This window comes from Archangium sp. (genome assembly GCF_057119385.1).
On sequence record NZ_DBNGVP010000138.1, the window covers coordinates 61,689 to 76,359 of the forward strand.

The 14,671-nt window shown below is 70.0% G+C and carries 10 protein-coding genes; 7 read left to right on the top strand and 3 right to left on the bottom strand.

Translation table 11 applies throughout. The annotated features are described in order from the left end of the window. Positions 1-6: 6 nt before the first annotated feature. The gene (locus AC16DP_RS33770) at positions 7-486 is read right to left on the bottom strand and encodes a hypothetical protein (protein ID WP_329730083.1); all 480 of its coding nucleotides are present in this window, start codon (positions 484-486) and stop codon (positions 7-9) included. 268 nt (positions 487-754) lie between these two features. Between AC16DP_RS33770 and AC16DP_RS33775 the strand changes: the two genes are divergently transcribed. The 6 genes from AC16DP_RS33775 (at position 755) to AC16DP_RS33800 (ending at position 11,357) form a co-directional block, all read left to right on the top strand. Continuing rightward, complete coding sequence (locus AC16DP_RS33775) at positions 755-2,530, top strand: sigma-54 interaction domain-containing protein (protein ID WP_329730084.1); 1,776 nt, start codon at positions 755-757, stop codon at positions 2,528-2,530. Positions 2,531-2,664: 134 nt separating this feature from the next. Continuing rightward, positions 2,665-5,826, top strand: coding sequence for an RCC1 domain-containing protein (locus AC16DP_RS33780; protein WP_329730085.1), 3,162 nt, complete (start codon positions 2,665-2,667; stop codon positions 5,824-5,826). Between the two features lie 392 nt (positions 5,827-6,218). Then, complete coding sequence (locus tag AC16DP_RS33785; RefSeq protein ID WP_329730086.1) at positions 6,219-8,531, top strand: RCC1 domain-containing protein; 2,313 nt, start codon at positions 6,219-6,221, stop codon at positions 8,529-8,531. A 149-nt stretch (positions 8,532-8,680) separates the two neighbouring features. Further along, positions 8,681-9,985, top strand: a complete 1,305-nt coding sequence (locus AC16DP_RS33790) for a hypothetical protein (RefSeq protein ID WP_329730087.1) — start codon at positions 8,681-8,683, stop codon at positions 9,983-9,985. A 116-nt stretch (positions 9,986-10,101) separates the two neighbouring features. Next, on the top strand, positions 10,102-10,689 hold the full coding sequence (locus AC16DP_RS33795) for a DUF2378 family protein (RefSeq protein WP_329730088.1): 588 nt from the start codon (positions 10,102-10,104) through the stop codon (positions 10,687-10,689). Positions 10,690-10,694: 5 nt separating this feature from the next. Then, positions 10,695-11,357 (top strand): phosphoribosylanthranilate isomerase, encoded by a 663-nt coding sequence (locus AC16DP_RS33800; protein WP_329730089.1) that lies wholly within the window; start codon positions 10,695-10,697, stop codon positions 11,355-11,357. Here AC16DP_RS33800 and AC16DP_RS33805 read toward each other — a convergent pair. Both AC16DP_RS33805 and AC16DP_RS33810 read right to left on the bottom strand, forming a co-directional pair. Then, positions 11,338-11,904: a CDP-alcohol phosphatidyltransferase family protein gene (locus AC16DP_RS33805; RefSeq protein ID WP_329730090.1), complete on the bottom strand. Its 567-nt coding sequence runs from the start codon at positions 11,902-11,904 to the stop codon at positions 11,338-11,340. The genes AC16DP_RS33800 and AC16DP_RS33805 overlap by 20 nt on opposite strands. 129 nt (positions 11,905-12,033) lie before the next feature. Beyond that, positions 12,034-12,849, bottom strand: coding sequence for a hypothetical protein (locus tag AC16DP_RS33810; protein ID WP_329730091.1), 816 nt, complete (start codon positions 12,847-12,849; stop codon positions 12,034-12,036). Positions 12,850-12,935: 86 nt separating this feature from the next. Here AC16DP_RS33810 and AC16DP_RS33815 point away from each other — a divergent pair. Then, a partial coding sequence (locus tag AC16DP_RS33815) for a vWA domain-containing protein (RefSeq protein WP_483956922.1) occupies positions 12,936-14,671 on the top strand: 1,736 nt, incomplete at its 3' end.

Below are 14,671 nucleotides of genomic sequence, written 5' to 3' on the forward strand. Positions count from 1 at the left end.
CGGGCTTCAGGTGCCGGTCGCGGGCAGTTCCTCGAGCCCCGTGAGCACCGCGTGGGGCGCGGCGCGGCGCACGTGCTTCACGATCTTCCGCGCCACCTTCTGGAACCGGGCCGCCTTGTTGGCCGCGATCTTGTCCGGCTTGCGAGCCCCCGTCTGGAACCTGTCCTGCTCCAGCACCAGCACCTTGCCCGTGGACGACTTGAGCAGGAGCCGTCCCCCGCCCGCCTCCATCGAGACCTTCTGGACGTTGGCGTAGTAGAGGATCTTCCTGCCGCAGATGAGGTAGCGGGGCCCCACGTAGAGCCGCCTGGGTGGCCGGGCGGCCACCACGGCCGCGAACCCCAGGACGATGACCAGGGGGAAGAAGACGAACAGCGCTCCCACGGCGGCCCCCAGGATGAGCGCGAGCGCCCCCCACCGGGCACCGCTCAAGCCCACCGGCTCGCCATGATCGTATTTGATCAGGGCGAACTTCTCGAGATCCATGCGTGCTCCCGCTCCATCGGGCCCAAGCCTAACGTTTCAGCGCGGCGGGGTCTCGTCCACGGCACGTCCCCTGAAAAGAAGCGAAACGCTAAATAAACGGAATCATTGTGACGCGCTGGCGGGAAAAATCCCGTGCCCCGCAAATTCCGTGCATCATTTTTCCCTTTATCGGCTCCCTTTACCCGAAGGGGCCTATACAGCCCCACGTCACTTCGCGGAGTGGGCATTGAGAGACATCCGGGGGCAACTTCCACTGGAGCACGAGCGCGTGAGTCCGCTCGTCTCCGTCAGCCAGCAGCTTTCATCGCTCGAGGAGTTGGAAGCGCTCCTCGAGGCCATTCCCAGACTGGCCCGGACGCTCGTCCCCGTCTCCGAGGCCGTGCTCGTGGAGCAGGGTGAAGCCGGACACTGGCGGTGCCTGGCCGGTGGGGCCGTGCCACGAGCGCTCTCTCCCGCGCGGCTGCACGAGGCCCTGGGGCTCGCACTCCGGGAGCAGTCCCCACGGCTCGTCGTGGAGGGGACAGCGGACGGGCGGTGGGCCGTGGTTCCGCTCCAGACCGGGGGGCGCCCCATGGGACTGGTGATGGGACTCGTCCCGGGGCCGGAGCCGCGCCCGTGTCACGAGATGGAACAGCTCGCCGTCTTCGGCTCCCTATGTGGCGCCGCCATCACCCGGGCCCGCACTCTCGTCGCCCTGCGTCAGGCGGCGGCGCGTGATGCCGCGACCCTCTCCGCCGTCCGGGACGGCCTCCTCACCGTCGACCCGGAAGGAGTCGTCCGCGCGCTCAACCCGGCCGCGCAGGGACTGCTGGGCGTCAGGAAGGAGCAGGTGATCGGCCGGCCGCTCCGGGAGCTCGCCCCGCTCGCGTCCCTCGCGGAGGTGCTGGACACCGGGAGGCCACTCACGAACGAGCGCATCTCCCGCTCGCAGGGAGAGCTGCTCGTCTGCTCCCAGCCCTACGAGGGGGGCACCATCCTCACCCTCACCTTCCAGGAGCCCACCTGCGCGAAGCAGACCGCCGGTGCCCCGGCGCGCTTCACCTTCGACGATCTCGTCGGGAGGGAGCCGGCATTCCTGGCGTGCCTGGAGGAGGCCCGCCTGGCGGCCCGCTCGGACGTCCCCATCCTCATCACCGGGGAGAGTGGCACCGGCAAGGAGCTGCTCGCCCAGGCCATCCACCGCGCGTCCCCCAAGGCCAGCCAGCCCTTCGTGGGCATCAACGTGGCGGCGTTTCCCCGCGAGCTGCTGGAGAGCGAGCTGTTCGGCTACGAGCGGGGCGCCTTCACGGGCGCGCGGGCGGGAGGCAACCCGGGAAAGTTCGAGCTGGCCAGCCAGGGGATGATCCTCCTGGACGAGATTGGGGACATGCCGCTGGAGATGCAGGTGAAGATGCTCCGCGTCCTCCAGGAGCGCACCCTCCAGCGGCTGGGCGGCTCGCGCGACACGCCCCTGCGCGCCCGGGTGGTCGCCACCACCCACCGCAACCTGGAGGTGGCCGTCCAGGAGGGCACCTTCCGGTTGGATCTCTTCCACCGCCTCCGCGTGGTGCACCTGCGCCTGCCCCCTCTCCGCGAGCGGCGGGGGGACATTCCCCTCCTGGTGGAGCGGCACCTGCAGCGCTACGCCTCGCGCGTGGGACGCCCGCCCCTCCGGGTCTCGCCCCAGGTCATGGCCGCGCTCCAGGCACATGACTGGCCCGGCAACGTCCGCGAGCTGGTGAATCTCCTGGAAGGAGCCGCCTGTCTCCTGCCCGAGGGACAGGAGGTCATCGAGCGCCTCCCTTCTTCCGTGGAGCATCTGTTCCAGCGCCGGGGTGAGCAGCGGCCCCCGGCGGCGGGCGCTTCCCTCCCGCCGGCGGAAGACCGGGTGGTGCCCTTCGACGAGGTCGAGCGCCGCACCTTCGAGCACGCGTTGCGGCACTGCGCGGGCAACGTCGCCCAGGCGGCCAAGGCGCTGGGCGTGGCCAAGGGGACCTTCTACAGCAAGATCCGGCGCTACGGCCTGGAAGCCCCGCGCCCCTCGCCAGCCTCCTACCTGAGCTGAAGCACCCGGTCAGGCTCTGACCTGGAGCCGTTCAAATCTTGAACCGCCTCCAGGAATTGAACGCACCGGCTCGCGCCCACGCGAGGAGCGCCCGTCCGCCCAGGCACCTGGGTGCTGGCCCGGGCGTTGCTCCCATGCGACGCGTGAGCCATCCAACGCCGAACCGGTCCCTGGAGGGCACTGCCCTCTTCCTGCTGCTCCTCCTGCTGATTCCCGGATGCACCCCCCAGGAAGGCAGCGTCCCACCGCCCGGGTCCGCCAGCGCTACCTTCTCCATCCGGGACAGGGACGTGGAGGGCCTGTCCCCCGCCAGCGTCACCGCCCTGGCCTCCACCTATGCGGAGGTCTCGCGCATCGTCATCGACGTGAAGGAGCGGGACTCCGGCGCCCTCCTGTTCACCCGCTTCGAGCTGACGCAGTCGGACGGAGCATGGTCGGGCACCCTCACCTTCCTCCCCAAGGGGAGGACCCTCACCTTCAGCGCCCGGGCCTTCTCGGGCTCCGGCACCCTGCTCTTCTCCGGTGCCACGGAGCAACTGCTCTCCCACGACGGCGAGAACGTGCCCATCACCCTGGCCCCCGCCAATGACGGCCAGAGCATCACGCTGCCGCGCATCCGGAGGATTTCGCTTCCGACGGCGCTCGAGCCGGAGCAGGCCGGCAACGTGGCCGTCCTGGTGGAGGCCACTCCGGGAGAGACGCTCACCTACGAGCTCTCGGCGGCGCCGGGAGGAGGCGCGTTCTCTCCGGCGAGCGGCCCCTTCAAGTTGACGGCCCTGGTGGGCACCCTCGTCGTCCAGTACCTGCCGCCCCGGGTGACGGCGGAGAGGGACTTCGAGCACGCGGTGAAGGTGACGAACGCAGCGGGGCACTCGGTGACCACCACCTTCAAGACGAAGGTGAAGCCGCCCGGGAAGACGGACGGAGTGACGGACACCGGCGTGAAGGTGCTGTTCAACCCGGTCATCCACGGCCTCTCGGCGCACCGGGTGACGGGCACCAGCGACGTCCGCTTCGAGGCGCGCATCAGCGACGACAGCCCCGCCGAGGCGTGGACGTACGCGTGGAGCTTCACCCCGGGCGACGGCACCTCGCCCGAGCCGCTGCCCGTCTTCACGAGCGGCACCAACCCCTCCACCCTCCAGCACTACAGCGCCTCGGTGCGGGGCCAGGTGACGCTGGCGGTGACGGATGACCATGGGGGGACCACCACCGTCTCCTACGTGCTCCAGCCCGACGAGTTCCCCGACAGCCCCGTGGTGGACAGTGGCCTGCTGTCCCTGAGCGCGGGCGAGGGACATACCTGCGTGCTGCTCAGTGGCGGCGCGGTGCGCTGCTGGGGCCGCAACACCTGGGGCCAGCTCGGCTACGGCCACCCCCTCAGCGTGGGCGATGACGAGCTGGCCGACACCGCCGGCAACCTGCCCCTGGGCGAGAAGGTGGCGCAGCTCGCCGTCGGGGGCCACCACACCTGTGCCCTGCTCGAGTCCGGCATGGTGCGCTGCTGGGGGCGCAACCACGCGGGCCAGCTCGGCTACGGCCACACCCTCAGCGTGGGCGATGACGAGGCCGCCTTCAGCGCGGGCCTCGTCCCCCTGGGAGGACCCGCCACCCGGCTGGTGGCCGGCTCCGCGCACACCTGTGCCCTGATGACGACGGGCGCGGTGCGCTGCTGGGGCCTCAACACCCATGGACAGCTGGGGTACGGCCACACGCGGAACGTGGGCGATGACGAGGCCGCCTCCAGCGCGGGCGTCGTCAACGTGGGGGGTGCTGTCCGGGAGCTCGCCGCGGGGGCCTCGCACACCTGCGCGCTGCTGGAGGCGGGCACCGTGCGCTGCTGGGGCCTCAACGCCCAGGGGCAGCTCGGCTACGGCCACACCCGGAACGTGGGCGATGACGAGTCCCCCGCCAGCGCGGGCAACGTGGACCTGGGGGGCTCCGCCGTGCAGCTCACCACCTCCAGCACCAGCCAGCACACCTGCACCCGGCTGGGCACGGGCACCGTGCGCTGCTGGGGCCTCAACGCCTCGGGCCAGCTCGGCTATGGCCACACCCGGAACGTGGGGGATGACGAGCCCCCCGCCAGCGCGGGCGTGAGCGTGGGGGGCACGGTGCTCCAGGTGGCCACCGGCGCCGAGCACACCTGCGCCCTGCGAGGCTCCGGCAGCCTCGCGTGCTGGGGCCGCAACGAGTCCGGTCAGCTGGGCCAGGGCCATGACACCTCGCTGTCCTCGCCGCCCGCGGCCCCCGTGGCGCTCGGCACCACCGCCTTCCAGCTCGCCGCGGGCGCCTGGCACACCTGCGCCCTGGTGAACCCGGGCGCGGTGCGCTGCTGGGGCCGCAACACCTGGGGCCAGCTCGGCCTGGGCCACACCTCCAACCTCGGCGACAACGAGCCGCCCACCAGCGCCCCCAACCCCACCCTGCTCCCGCCCCGCCTGCTGGAGAGCTTCCAGTCCGCGGTCACCGTCCCCGCGAGCAGCGCCATCACCGTCCGGGTGCAGGCGATGGATCCTCAAGGCAGCGGCCTGTCCTTCTCCTGGAGCGCCAACGCCAGCACGCTCTCCACCCCCCTCACGCAGGAGGGGACGAGCGAGGTGGTCTGGACGGCGCCCGCGTCCTGCGCCGTGGGGGTGAGCCCGCTCCTCACCGTCACGGTGGCCAACACGCTCGGGAAGAGCACCTCCGTGACGTTCACCCTCGCCCTCAACACCTGCATCAACTGCGCGAACATCCTGGGGGCCCGCCCGGCGTCTCCCAGTGGCCTGTACCGGATCGACCCGGATGGCACGGGGGCGGGCGCGCCGTTCGACGCCTGGTGCGACATGACGCAGGACGGCGGAGGGTGGACGCTGCTGGGCCGGGGAACCTGGGGCTCCCGGGAGTCCAGCAGCCTGCCACCCGGCACCCATGCCCTGCTGCCCGCGAGCCTTCGCACCAGCGTGCTGAGCACGACGGGGCGGCTGTTCCGGCTCGGCTCGGGCACCTCCCGGCTCTTCATCTCCGACCCATCGCCCCTGCTCGGCGTGGGCGACGGCGTCTGGAGGACCACGGCCGCCTCGGTGCGGTGCACCACCAGCTATGCACGGGTGCTCGCCAACACCCTCGCCACCACGTCCACCAAACAGGTCAGCTGCGATCCCACCATCATCGGGACGCATACCTGCGGCTTCCACGGCGGATGGGTCCTCACCATGTTCTATGACACGTACAACTTCGAAGGCGGCCACCCGTGTGCCTTCAGCGTGGGCAATCCCCCCGGCAACACCCTGCTGGACCTCTGGGTGCGCTGAGTTCCACTGAAGACTGGCATTTCTTGTCTGTTCAAAATCTCGACCGTGGGCGTTCAATTCTCAAACAAGCACGGAGGCTGTGTTTCCGGTGGGTTGAGCGCTCGCGCGGAGCCTGACGAGCTCCCCGCGTTCAAGAATTGAACGGGCCCGCGGGGGCGCTGGAGCACACGGGACCGAGGCCACGGGAGATCAACCACTTAACCGCTGGCCCGCGGCTTGCTCATGGGGAGAGCCCGGTGAGGCTGGCGGATGAAACAGCCAGCGCCCCCAGGGTTCCTGGAAGGAAACGACACGACGTGACGTCGAGCGGGCCGCATGGCGCGGCACGGGAGACGTGCGTCCGCATGGAAGGCCCGATGACCGAAATGACCAGTCCAACCAGTTGTCTGCGCATGTTGAGGAAGGCGGCCCTCATCCTGTCCGCCTTCAGCCTGGCGGTGGGATGCACCCCGCCCCCCGCCCAGCCGCCCCAGCAGGAGCAGCAGGGCACCGCCAGCGCCTCCATCTCCATCCAGGCCTCGGACATCACCCCGCCGGAGGCCGGCTCCACCCAGGAGCGGCACCTCTCCGCCTTGTCCGGTCCCTCCGCCCAGGCATTCTCCTACCTGGACGTGTCCTCCATCCGCATCGACGTGAAGGAGAAGGCCACCGGCAACATCCTCTACATCAACTTCGATCTCTCGCTCTTCGAGGGCGCGTGGACGGGAACGCTCCCCTTCCTGCCCAAGGGCATGGCCCTCACCTTCACCGCCCGGGCCTTCAACGCGGGCGGCACCCTGCTCTTCAACGGCACCGTCGATCAGACGCTCTCCTTCGACGGTGAGAAGATCATCTTCACCCTCTCGCCCGCCAACGACAAACAGACCATCAAGCTGCCGCGCATCCGGAAGATCTCCGTGCCCAGCGCGCTCGGCTCGGACCAGAGCGGCAACGTGAGCTTCGCCGTCGAGGCCACCACGGGCGAGACGCTCACCTACTCCATCACCGCGGCCACCGGCGGCGGCTCCTTCTACCCCGTCTCGGGCGCCATCACCCTGACGGCCACCACGGGCACCTTCGTCAGCCAGTACGTCTCGCCCTCCGTCACCACGGAGAAGGAGTTCGAGCACACGGTGAAGGTGACGAACGAGGCGGGCCACTCCGTCTCCACCACCTTCAAGACGAAGGTGAAGCCCACGGGCACCACCGACGGCGTCAAGGACAACACCGTCAGCGTCTTCTTCAGCCCCGTCATCAACAGCATCAGCGCCCAGCGCGTGCTCGGCACCGGCAACGTCATCTTCGGCGCCAGCGTGGCCGATGACGGTGACCTCAGCACCCTGGCCTATACGTGGAGCTTCACGGCCACCACCGGCACCACCTTCGACCCGATGCCCGCCTTCAGCGGCACCACCAACCCCGCCACGCTGCAGAACTACACCCCGCTGGTGCAGGGCACGGTGGAGCTGACGGTGAAGGACACCAACAAGGGCGTCACCACGCTCTACTACAAGCTCACCCCGGACCAGTTCCCCGACAACCCCATCATCGAGGGGGACACCACGGGCCTCAACACCATCCGCGCCGGCGAGTTCCACACCTGCGCCCTCATGAGCAACGGCACCGTGCGCTGCTGGGGCCGCGGCAACTACGGCCAGCTCGGCTACGGCAACTCGCTCACCGTGGGCAGCACCTCCACCACGCTGCCCTATACCGCGGGCAATGTGCCGCTGATGGGCGTGGCCACCAAGCTCGCCGTGGGCGCCAACCACACCTGCGCCCTGCTCAACACCGGCTTCGTGCGCTGCTGGGGCTACAACGCCCATGGCCAGCTGGGCCTCAACACCACCCAGAACGTGGGCGATGCCGAGGCCCTCTCCAACTTCGGCTACGTCAACCTGGGCGGCATCACCACGACAATCGCCGCGGGCTACAACCACACCTGCGCCCTGCTCAACACGGGCAACGTGCGCTGCTGGGGCCTCAACAACTACGGCCAGCTCGGCTACGGCCACACCCTCAACGTGGGTGACAACGAGCAGCCCTCGAAGTACGGCGACGTCCAGCTGGGCGGCCCCGTGAAGGACATCATCGCGGGTGGCAACCACACCTGCGCCCTGATGGAGACCGGCAAGGTGCGCTGCTGGGGCCTCAACAACTACGGCCAGCTCGGCTACGGCAACACCACCTGGATTGGAGACACCGAGCACCCCAACGCCGTCAGCGAGGTCGCCCTGGCCGGCAATGCCGTGCAGCTGTCCGCGGGTGAAGAGCACACCTGTGCCCTGATGGAGAATGGCTTCGTGCGCTGCTGGGGCCTCAACGCCGCGGGCCAGCTCGGCTACGGCAACACCACCACCCTCACGTCGTCCGGCGGCGACGTGGCCACCGGCAGCAAGGTGCTCCAGGTGTCCGCGGGCAATGACCATACCTGCGCCCTGCTGAGCACCGGCGCCATCAAGTGCTGGGGCTATGGCCTGTACGGCCAGCTCGGCTACGCCTCCACCGGCAATCTGACCTCGCCGGGCGCCAACGTGGACCTGTCCGGAGCCACCGCCTACCGCATCACCACGGGCCTGAACCACACCTGCGCGCTGCTGAGCACGGGCGCCGCCCGCTGCTGGGGCATCAACAACTACGGCCAGCTCGGCTACGGCAACACCAGCCCCCTGGGCGACAACGAGCAGCCGTCCACCGCCGGTGACATCAAGGTGATGGCGCCTTAATCAGACACCGCTTCCACTCCGGGGCGAGGGCTCTTCCATGGGCCCTCGCCCTTTTCATTTTCGAGCGGAAATCGCGCGCATCATCTTCCTCATCACCGGCTCCTTCCTGGCGAGGGAATCCTCCCTTTCGAATGAGTTGGAGACACACCATGCTTCGTTCCTCCTGGAAGACCTTGATGCTCACCACGGGCCTCGCCGCCCAGCTCGGCTGCGGAGGCCCCGCCGAGGACTCCGGCTCGCTGGAGCAGCCGAAGGGCACGGCCCTGACGGGCCTGAACGCCCTCCAGCGGCTCGACATGCCGCCCCTCACCAAGGGCGTGGACGTCACGGCGCTCGTCGCCTCGGAGTACCACTCGCTGGCGCTCGCCCCCACCCTGCAAAACAGCATCCTGTCCTCCGATGGCAGTGCCAGCTCCATCATCCAGACGAGCGACGGCGGCTATGCGTTCACCGGCACCACCCACGTGCTGGGCACCAATGACATCCTCCTGATGAAGCTCGACGCCTTCTTCAACGTCCAGTGGGCCTACGCCTATGGCGGCTCCAACGCGGAGTCCGGCGTCGAGGTCCGTCAGACGAGTGATGGCGGGTTCATGATCGCCGGGCAGATCTTCCAGAACGCCACCACCAATTACGATTTCTATCTCGTCAGGACCGACTCCGCGGGCAACTACTACTGGCAGTTCCCCCACGGCGGCTCCCTCCACGAGTACCCCCGAGCCATGGAGGTCACTCCGGACGGCGGGTGCATCATCGTCGGCAAGACGCAGAGCAACCTGGGCTACCAGGATGCCTACATGGTGAAGTACTCCGCCACCGGCGCCGTGCAGTGGACGAAGCCGTTCTCCAGCGGCGCGGATGGAACCTACGAGTTCCGGGGCGTCACCAACGTTCCAGGCGGAGGCTATGTCGCCGTCGGCTCCCGGCAGGTCAAGGTGTCCTCGACGACCTGGGAGACCTATGGCTACGCCGTGAAGGTGAGCAGCACCGGCACCACGCTCTTCCAGGTCAGCTCGGGACGGTTCGCCTACCTGGAAGCCGTGGCCGCGACCTCCACCGGCTACGTGGCCGTGGGCTACATCTACCCGGCGTCGTCCACGGCGGGCGCCGACTTCTACGCGGTCCGCTTCAACACCACGGGCGGCACCCTCTGGGCCCAGAGCATGAACGCGGGAACTCGCGGGGATTACCTGAGCGATGTCCAGGTCGCGAGTGACGGCAACTACGTCATCACGGGCTCCACCACCCCGTCCGATACCCAGAGCAACATGCGCGTCATGAAGCTGGACAACAGCGGGGTCGCGCTCTGGGACTTCTACCCCTACCCCAGCACCTGGTACACGTTCGGCCAGAGCCTCGCCAGGACCAGCGATGGGGGCTTCATCGTCAGCGGCGGCTACACCGACCCCAGCACCAACACCCGCTACATGCTGCTCTCCAAGTTCTCGCCCTGAGAGAGAGAAACCGTGGGTCCTCCGGGCCCGTCCGGACCGTGGGACGGGCCCCGGCTCCCCGCTGGCGCGCGGCCCCACCTTGGTGGTAGGCACCCCCTGTTTGCGCAGGGGGTTTCATGGACAGCAGTGACGCGCTGCATCTCCGCATCCGGGCCGCCACCGAGAAGGATGTGCTGCTCGGGATGTTCTTCGACAGCTCGATGGAGAATCTCCAGCGGCAGCTGGGGCCCACGGAGGCCGAGGCCGTGCGCAAGGAGGTCTTCGGCTCGCGCAGCATCGTGAGCTTCTTCCGCTACCCGGTGGCCGATCTCCTCAAGCTGGCCGACCTCGGCGTGAAGCGCAACAGGACGAGCTCGCGCACCTACGACGACTCCATCGTCGAGTTCGGCCGCGCCGCGGTGAACTACTTCTTCGACTCGCAGGCCGGCAAGATGATGTCCTTCCTGTCCGGCGACGAGCCCCACCGCCTCATGGCCAGCTCCCCTGCCGCCTACAAGGCCGTCACCGCCTTCGGCGAGCGCTCCTATGAGCGCGTGAGCGCCCGCTCCGGCAAGCTCATCTGCCACGGGGAGCTGCTCGGCCCGGCGTGGACCCAGGGCGTCGTGGAGCAGGCCCTCCTCAAGGCCGCCAAGGTCAGTGCCCGCGTGCGCGTGGAGGTGAAGAACCCCTCCGGCAGCGACTTCATCGTCCACGTGGAGTGGTGAGCCCCATGGAGGCGAGCATCCCCCCGCGGATAAAAATCTGCTGCATCTCCAGCGTCGAGGAGGCCCGCGCCGCCGTCCGCGCCGGGGCCTCCGCGCTGGGGCTCGTCTCGAGCATGCCCAGCGGGCCCGGCGTCATCTCCGAGGCCCTCATCGCGGAGATCGCCGCCACCGTCCCGCCCCCCATCGGCACCTTCCTGCTCACGTGCAGCCAGGACGCGCGGGACATCATCGCCCAGCAGCGCCGCTGCCGGACCAACACCGTGCAGCTCTGCGACCGGCTCACCACCGGCACCTACGCGGACCTGCGCGGCGCCATGCCCGGCATCTCGCTCGTCCAGGTCATCCACGTCACCGGCGAGCAGTCCCTGGAGGAGGCCCTGGGCGTGGCGCCCCACGTGGACGCGCTGCTGCTCGACTCGGGCAACCAGGCCCTCGCGGTGAAGGAGCTGGGCGGCACCGGGCGCGTCCACGACTGGAGCATCAGCCGGCGCATCCGCGAGCAGGTGGGCGTGCCCGTGTTCCTCGCCGGGGGCCTGCGCCCGGAGAACGTGGGCGAGGCCATGCGGCAGGTGGGGCCCTTCGGGCTCGACCTGTGCAGCGGCGTGCGGACCGGGGGCGTGTTGGATACCGGGAAGCTCGAGCACTTCTTCACGCGGTTGCGCGCGTGAGGGGGCGGGCCTCGCCCTCGCCCGGGCGCGCCCGCTTCCGCCACACCGTCAGTGTGTAGTCCACCACCGCCGCGAGCGCCGTCACCCCCACCGCCGCCACCAACGGCCGCACCAGCCGCGGCGCCACCAGCACCGACATCAGTGCGCCCAGTTGCAGCGTCGTCACCACCTTGCCCAGCATCCGCGCCTGGAACTTCACCGGACGGAAGCTCGGCAGGAAGCGCGCCACCACGAAGCCCACGCCCGTCGCCACGTCGCGCACCACCAGCGTGCCGAACTCCGCGGGCGTCAGCTTCCCCTCCGCCACGAAGGCCGCCAGCGCCACCATCACGAAGCCCCGGTCCGCCAGCGGATCGATGAGCGCGCCCCAATTCGACTCCAGGTGCTGGTGACGGGCGATCCACCCGTCCAGGAAGTCCGTCAACGCCGCCCCCGCCACCAGCCCCGCCCGGGCCAGCGGATCCTCCGTCGACACGAAGACGCCCGCCAACGGCAGGCGGCTCAGCGACAGCCCGTTGAGGAGCACGAGGCTCGTTCGTCGGTGCATACCTCCGGAAGGTAGGAATGCCCCCCGTCGCTTGCATTCCCGGCCGGCGGGGAACGTTCACTCCCCCGCTCGCTCACCGCGCCCAGGGCGGGCAACCAGCCAGGCGGCCCCTGGCCCGGGCGGTGGTGCTCACTCCTCCCGGGGCTTCAGCAACTCCTCGCCGGGAGGCGGGCCGTACAGCATTCTCGCGCCTCCGAGGTGCAACAGTCCCATGCCCGCGGGCAGCGCGGCGAGCAGTGCCCACGGGAAGGCCCCACCCGCGATGGACACCGCCACCACGAGGGCCGCACCCGCCAGCCAGGGCAGCGCCGGCAGTGCCACCGCCAGCTTCAGGAGGGCGCGCAACCAGGGCGTGCTCGACACCGCCTCGCTCCCCGCCAGCAAGGCCGGCACGAAGGAGGTGAGGGCCACCACCAGGAGCCAGCCCAGTGACAGCCCCACGTCCGAGGAATGGCCCTCGACCAGGGCGAAGAGCGCGGGCAGGGCCTCCAGTCCTCCCGCGAGGGCGGTCACCCCGAGCCCCCACGTGCGGCGCGAGCCACCTTGCCACGGCCTCACCTCACCGTGTCCCGCCGCCGCGCGCGCCTCGGCGTACAGCTCCGGGGGCACCTCCAGCGCGTACGGGAAGCCGAGCTCTCCCAGTTGCAGCACCGCCACGTGCTCCACCTTGCGCCCACCGCTGCCCGTGTAGTCGCGGATCCGCTCGTCCTCCAGAATCTCGTGCACCAGGTCCGCCCGCTCGCGAGCGCTCTCCCCGGGTCCCAGCGGACTCTCGAGCCCGCTCAGCAGCGCATCCACCTCGGCACGCGCCACACCTGGCGAGCGCACCTCCTCCAGCAGGGCGCGCGGGGACGGCCGCTCCGCCTGGCTCTCCGGCGCGGGGATATCCCCCAGGAGCTCGCCAGGGGCGTCGGGGGAACGAAGGGCGGAACGCGAACGTTGCACGGTGTCCCCAGCATACCGGGAACCCGCCGCGCGCGCCGTTGTCCAAGGGCTCCGAGAGATGAACCCCACCCACGCTGGAGGAGTACATGAGGCGGAGCCCCCTCGCCGTCACGGGAGTCGTGTGCGCGCTGACCGTTGGAAGCTGGACGCTCGGCGGGTGCCAGCGCTCCGAGGTGAAGCGCCTGGAGCCGATTCCGGAGAAGGTCCAGGCCACGGCGAGCGAGAAGGCCCCGGCCCCCCAGGCGCAGGCGGCGGCTCCGGAGACGGCCCCGGCCGCTTCGCCTCCCGCGGCGCCTCCGTCCGCGGCTCCCCGGGCCTCGGCCGCACAGGTCTTCGGCGCGGGCAGCGGCGGTACCGCCCAGGGACTCGGCGGGCTCAGCCTCAAGGGCAGCGGGGGCGGCGGCGGCGGCGTCGGTGACACCATTGGCATCGGCTCCATCGGCACCCGGGGCCGGGGCGGTGGCGTCTCGTCCTCGGGAGCGGGCTACGGCATGGGCAGCGTCACCCTCAACGGCAAGGCCAGCGTGCGTGTCCCCACCGCCCACTTCTCCGAGCCGCTCCAGGGCAACACCGAGCAGTACCGCGACAACGGGGTGAACGCCTTCGTCACCACCGCCGAGGACCGGCTGTCCACCTTCTCCATCGACGTGGACACCGCCTCCTATACCCTCGTGCGCCGCAAGCTCCTCGAGGGCACGCCGCCGCCCCGCGAGGCCGTGCGCGTGGAGGAGTTCCTCAACTACTTCCGCTACACGTACCCCGAGCCCGAGGGCGCCCCGCTCGCCGTGCACCTGGATGCCGCGCCCTCGCCCTTCACCCCCGGCCGCCACCTGCTGCGCGTGGGCGTCCAGGGCAAGCGCCTCAGCGTCTCCGAGCGCAAGCCCGCCCACCTCACCTTCCTGGTGGATGTCTCCGGCTCCATGCAGTCGCCCGACAAGCTGCCGCTCGCCAAACGCTCCCTGCGCATGCTCGTGGACAACCTGCGCGATGGCGACACCGTGGCGCTCGTCACCTACGCGGGCGGCGTGAAGCTCGCGCTGCCTCCCACCGGCCTGGAGCACAAGGCCCTCATCCACGCCGCCATCGAGGACCTCACCGCCGGGGGCTCCACCGCCATGGCCAACGGCATCCAGCTCGCCTACCAGCAGGCCATGAAGACGCTCGATGGAAGCTCCGTCTCGCGCGTCCTCATCCTCTCCGATGGCGATGCCAACGTGGGCCCCTCGTCCCACGAGGACATCCTCGCGCTCATCCGCGGCCACGTGAAGGAGGGCATCACCGTCACCACCGTGGGCTTCGGCATGGGCAACTACAAGGACACGCTCATGGAGCAGTTCGCCGACAAGGGCAATGGCAACCACTACTACGTGGACTCGCTCCTGCAGGCGCGCCGCATCTTCCAGGAGCAGCTCGGCGGCACGCTGGAAGTCATCGCCCAGGACGTGAAGCTCCAGGTGGAGTTCGACCCCGCGCAGGTGGCCCGCTACCGGCTGGTGGGCTACGAGAACCGGGACATCGCCGACCGCGACTTCCGCAACGACAAGGTGGACGCGGGAGAGATCGGCTCCGGCCACACCGTCACCGCGCTCTACGAGCTGGAGCTCAAGCCCGGCGCGGGCGAGGGCCTCGCCACGGTGCGTCTGCGCGCCAAGCGGCCCCGGGGCGAGACGGCTTCGGAGCACACGTACCGTTTCTCCGCCGGGGCGCTCGCGGCCTCCTTCCCCGAGGCCTCCGGGGACCTGCGCTTCGCCACCGCCGTCATGGGCGCCGCCGAGCTGCTCCGCCACAGCCCCCACGCCGAGCGCTGGAGCTTCGACCAGGT